Genomic DNA, 4,761 nt, shown 5'->3' on the forward strand with positions numbered 1-4,761 from the left:
GCTGAGCGCTACGCAAGGTGCTATAGGCACCGCCCTGCCCTAGCGGGTCTTGATCGCGGGCCAAGCGTGAACGACTGACGCTGGCCTGGGCATCGACACTGGGCATGCGCGCGGCATCGGCAGCAGAGGCGGCTGCACTGGCCTGGTGGGCACGGGCGCTGGCAATTTGCATATCCGGGCTGTCACGCAGGGCTTCATTGATCAAGCTATCGAGCTGGTTGTCGCCCAGGCTTTTCCACCAGTCTTTTTGCGGCCAGGCGGCTGGCGACAGGGTAACGCCGCTCAGGCTTTGCCCCGCCTTGAGGCTCTGCGCCTCAAGGCTTACGCCTTCGGGATTCAGGCCGCTGAAGTTGGCGCAACCGGCCAGCAGCATGGCGGCCAGGGTTAGCGTTAACGGCGCTTTAAGAACTGGGCTCATACGTCACCGAAACGTTCGAGAACAATGGTGTCGCCGGCTGCAATCAGCATCTTCTTCAATAGGTCTTCGAGGCTTTGCAGTTCCACCGGCGTCAATGCGGCAGTGAATTCGTTCATCGCCGCCGCCCCAATGGTCGGCAGCAAGGCATTCAGCGCTCGCCCCTCGTCAGTGAGCGAGAGGTGCACCTGGCGGCGATCGTTTTCACTGCGAATGCGGGCGATCAGCTTTTTTTGCTCAAGGCGGTCAAGCATGCGCGTCATCGAGCCGCTATCCAGCGACAGGTATCGGCACAACTCAGCGGGCGTGTCGTAGCCCTGCAGGATGATCATCAGCACCTTGAACTGGGCCGCTGTTACGCCATGGGGCACAAGATAGGTATCAAGAATGCGATCTTTGAGCAGCGCAGCCCGGCCGACCAACATGCCAATGCGGATGAACTCAAATTTGTCGGGGGTGTAATGGGTCATAACAATCACCGTTAGCTGCCTAGGCAGGTAGTGGTGTGTAATTTACTGCCTAGGCAGTTAAAGTCAACGAAAATACTTAGCTTGCTAGCAGTATTTTCCGATAGGTATGAGCGAACCGCCCGATAGATCTCGGGCAGCGTCTGGTTTTATGCGGAGAAAGAGCTGTTTAGCTCAGGGCGGGAACGCCACTGTGGAAGCGGAAGTCAGGGTCAGGCGTTTCGATCAGCTCGCGTTCTTTTGCTGCGATTTCGACGATTTTGGCCTGGATATCGGCTTCATCGCCGTACTCGTAGGCGAGCTTGAGATAGTCCTGAAAGTGCCGGGCTTCGGATTTGAGCAGGCTGCTGTAGAACTTGCCGAGCTCTTCGTCCAAGTGCGGCGCAAGGGCGGCGAAGCGCTCGCAGGAACGGGCCTCAACAAACGCGCCAACCAACAGCGAGTCAGTCAGCTTCACCGGTTCGTGGTTACGCACAAGTTTGCGCAACGCCCCGGCGTAGCGGGCCGAGCCCACGTTAAACCACGGCATGCCGCGTTTTTTCATCAGCGCCATCACTTGCTCAAAATGCCGCAGCTCCTCGCGCGCCAAACGCGACATCTTGTTCTGCAGGTCCAGCTTGTTGCTGTACTGGAACATAAATTGAAAGGCCGAGCCGGCGGCTTTCTTTTCATTGTTGGCGTGGTCGATGAGCAAAATATCGAGGTTGTTCAGCGCCGCCTCCACCCAGCTGGCGGGCGTCGGGCAAAGCAGGAAGGCATCGATTTCAGGAAGGACGGGCATAGATCACGGCTAAGCAAATGGGCAAGCGCGGCAGTATACCGGCGCGAAATCCCTTACGCGCGGGGTAAACGGTTGATCTGCATCATGAAGCACGCCGTTGGGCTAAACCTATAGTGACCTCGCCCGCTACAGCAGCCAGGACATCAAGGAGCACGACCATGAGAGCCGTTCGCAGCATTTTGGTGGTAATCGAGCCCGAACACCCTGAAGGCTACGCGCTAAAACGCGCCAAGCTGATTGCCGGAGTTACCCAGTCGCACCTGCACTTGCTGGTGTGCGACAAAAAGCATGATCACTCAGGCCTGCTTGAGGTGATGAGCAACGCCTTACGCCTGGACGGCTACAGCGTCTCTGGCCAGCAAACCTGGCACGAGAACCTGCACCAAACCATTATCACGGTGCAGCAGGCCGAAGGCTGCGGCCTGATTGTCAAAGACCATCGTCCCGACAACCCGCTGAAAAAAGCCCTGCTCACACCCGAAGATTGGAAACTGCTGCGCTACGCACCGTGCCCAGTATTGATGGTGAAAACCCAGCGCCCCTGGACTGAAGGCGTGATTCTCGCCGCCGTCGACGTCGGCAACTCAGACGCCGAACATCGCACGCTGCACGCCAGCATCATTAATCACGCCTATGAAATTGCTGGCTTAGCCAAAGCAAGCTTGCATGTGATTAATGCCCACCCCTCGCCCATGCTGTCTTCGGCCGACCCGGTGTTTCAGCTCACGGAAACTATCGAGGCTCGTTACCGCGAGCAGTGCAAAGCCTTCCAGGACGAATACGGTTTCAGCGACGAGCAACTGCATGTTGTCGAAGGCCCGGCAGATGTGCTCATCCCCTTCACAGCCAAAAAGCTCGGCGCGGCAGTTACGGTCATGGGCACTGTGGCACGGACCGGCTTCTCGGGTGCACTGATCGGCAATACGGCGGAAGTGGTGTTGGATGTACTGGAGAGCGATGTGTTGGTGCTAAAACCAGATTCGATCATTGCCCACCTGGAGGAACTAGTGGCGCAGCGCTGAGGGGTCAGACCCGGCTTTCCATGCCCTCGCGCAAAAAGCGCGGGGCGATATAGCGGTCGTAATGGGCTTCGGAAAGCAGAAAGAATTCGCGATCAATAGCATCGCGCAGCTCGGGCAGCGACCAGTCACGAAACTCCGGCAGCAGCACCATGCCATAGGCTTCCAGCAGGTTGATGACCCGGGCGCCGCGAGCAATCAGTTGATAGGCCCAGCAGTATTCCGATTGCTCCGGAACAAAGCGGATCTGCCGTTGCTCAAGCTGCTGACGCAGGCGCGCCGGGTCAAATACATCGACCTTGGCTGCCATTACCTGCACCAGAAGAATTTCCAGGCGCAGCCAGACGGCACGCTTTTCTTCGTCGTTGTACAGGTTCCAATTCACCACCTCATGATGAAAACGCTTGCAGCCGCGACAGACCAGATCCCCGTAAACGGTGGAACACAGGCCTACGCAGGGCGTTTTGATGCGGTGATTGGACATAAGCAGAGGGTTACGGGCAGCAGGAACAGGCGGGCATATTAGCCCTTTGTCTAGGGATGTTCACCCCGGAGGATGTAGGGGTTTGACTTACCTTTATTTGGCTTTTCCAGTAGAATCCCCGGGCCATTCTTAGGCGTGATGTCCGTTAGAAGCTGTTTTCAAAGCGTCACGAGCACAGTTAATCCCGCAGAACGCAGTTGGCTGGGGTACCAGATTTCCCCGGTAGTCCAGCCAGCCCTCATCTACACGTCCTGCAGGCGTAAAACTTTGAAAGCAGCTTCTGGATGCGTCCCGGACAACTCCTATGGGACCACTGATGAGGGTAATAACTGTGCTTGAAGCCTATCGCAAACACATTGCAGAGCGTGCAGCTCAGGGCATCGTGCCCCAGCCGCTAAACGCCGAACAAACTGCCGGCCTGGTTGATCTGCTGAAAAACCCGCCTGCAGGCGAGGAAGAATTCCTCGTTGATCTGATCACCAACCGCATTCCGCCAGGCGTGGACGAAGCAGCCTACGTCAAGGCTGGTTTCCTTTCCGCTGTTGCCAAAGGCGAAGCCACTTCCCCGCTGATCAGCAAACAACGCGCTGTTGAACTGCTCGGCACCATGCAAGGCGGTTACAACATCGCCACCATGGTCGAGCTGCTGGATAACGCCGAGCTGGCCGCCACCGCTGCCGAACAACTCAAGCACACGCTGCTGATGTTCGATGCATTCCACGATGTAGCCGAAAAAGCCAAGAACGGTAACGCTCAGGCTAAAGAAGTGCTGCAATCCTGGGCCGACGGCGAGTGGTTCAAAAAGCGCCCTACCCTGGCCGACAAAATCAGCCTGCGTGTATTCAAAGTAACCGGCGAAACCAACACCGACGACCTGTCGCCGGCGCCAGACGCCTGGTCCCGTCCAGACATCCCGTTGCACGCCCTGGCCATGTTGAAAATGGCTCGCGACGGCATCGTGCCTGACGTGCAAGGCTCCATCGGCCCGATGAAGCAAATCGAAACCATGCGTGGCGAAGGCTTCCCTATCGCTTACGTGGGTGACGTTGTAGGTACCGGTTCTTCCCGTAAGTCCGCCACCAACTCGGTGCTGTGGTTCTTCGGCGACGACATTCCGTATGTACCGAACAAGCGTGCTGGCGGCTTCTGCTTCGGCTCGAAAATCGCACCAATCTTCTACAACACCATGGAAGATGCTGGCGCCCTGCCGATCGAGTTCGATGTATCGAACATGCACATGGGCGACGTGATCGACCTGTACCCGCACGCTGGCAAGGTTTGCAAGCACGGTACTGATGAAGTCATCACCACCTTCGAACTGAAAACCCCGGTACTGTTGGACGAAGTTCGCGCTGGCGGCCGTATTCCGCTGATCGTTGGCCGTGGCCTGACGGATAAAGCACGTGCCGAGCTGGGCCTGGGCCCAACCGACCTGTTCAAACTGCCGGAAGCACCGGTCGACACTGGCAAGGGTTTCACCCTGGCGCAGAAAATGGTCGGCAAGGCGTGTGGTCTGCCAGCAGGTAAAGGCGTTCGCCCTGGCACCTACTGCGAACCGAAAATGACCACCGTGGGCTCGCAAGACACCACTGGCC

At 57.6% G+C, this 4,761-nt stretch carries 5 protein-coding genes and 1 pseudogene; 2 read left to right on the plus strand and 4 right to left on the minus strand.

Annotated elements, in window-relative coordinates; all coding sequences use genetic code 11:
- The 3 genes from AAAB16_RS05995 to AAAB16_RS06005 form a co-directional block, all read right to left on the minus strand.
- On the minus strand, positions 1-418 hold a 418-nt coding region (locus AAAB16_RS05995; protein WP_340662520.1), incomplete at its 3' end, for a TolC family protein.
- Positions 415-885, minus strand: coding sequence for a MarR family transcriptional regulator (locus tag AAAB16_RS06000; protein ID WP_340662521.1), 471 nt, complete (start codon positions 883-885; stop codon positions 415-417). The genes AAAB16_RS05995 and AAAB16_RS06000, both read right to left, overlap by 4 nt.
- A 166-nt stretch (positions 886-1,051) precedes the next feature.
- Positions 1,052-1,663 (minus strand): tRNA isopentenyl-2-thiomethyl-A-37 hydroxylase MiaE, encoded by a 612-nt coding sequence (locus tag AAAB16_RS06005; RefSeq protein WP_340662522.1) that lies wholly within the window; start codon positions 1,661-1,663, stop codon positions 1,052-1,054.
- A gap of 158 nt (positions 1,664-1,821) precedes the next feature.
- On the opposite strand from AAAB16_RS06005, the gene AAAB16_RS06010 reads away from it, so the two are divergent.
- Positions 1,822-2,685, plus strand: a complete 864-nt coding sequence (locus tag AAAB16_RS06010) for a universal stress protein (protein WP_340662523.1) — start codon at positions 1,822-1,824, stop codon at positions 2,683-2,685.
- Positions 2,686-2,689: 4 nt separating this feature from the next.
- Here AAAB16_RS06010 and AAAB16_RS06015 read toward each other — a convergent pair whose 3' ends face one another.
- Complete coding sequence (locus AAAB16_RS06015) at positions 2,690-3,166, minus strand: DUF1289 domain-containing protein (protein ID WP_110618466.1); 477 nt, start codon at positions 3,164-3,166, stop codon at positions 2,690-2,692.
- A 331-nt stretch (positions 3,167-3,497) separates the two neighbouring features.
- Between AAAB16_RS06015 and AAAB16_RS06020 the strand changes: the two are divergent.
- Positions 3,498-4,761 (plus strand): annotated as a pseudogene (locus tag AAAB16_RS06020) (aconitate hydratase B); the annotation flags it as partial.

Source organism: Pseudomonas sp., from assembly GCF_037994325.1.
In the GTDB taxonomy this organism is placed as follows: Bacteria; Pseudomonadota; Gammaproteobacteria; order Pseudomonadales; family Pseudomonadaceae; genus Aquipseudomonas.

Excerpts from the sequence above, each read along its gene's own strand:
- AAAB16_RS06000 (WP_340662521.1), bottom strand. The coding sequence starts at position 885 with ATGACCCATTACACCCCCGACAAATTTGAGTTCATCCGCATTGGCATG.
- AAAB16_RS06005 (WP_340662522.1), bottom strand. The coding sequence starts at position 1,663 with ATGCCCGTCCTTCCTGAAATCGATGCCTTCCTGCTTTGCCCGACGCCC.
- AAAB16_RS06010 (WP_340662523.1), top strand. The coding sequence starts at position 1,822 with ATGAGAGCCGTTCGCAGCATTTTGGTGGTAATCGAGCCCGAACACCCT.
- AAAB16_RS06015 (WP_110618466.1), bottom strand. The coding sequence starts at position 3,166 with ATGTCCAATCACCGCATCAAAACGCCCTGCGTAGGCCTGTGTTCCACC.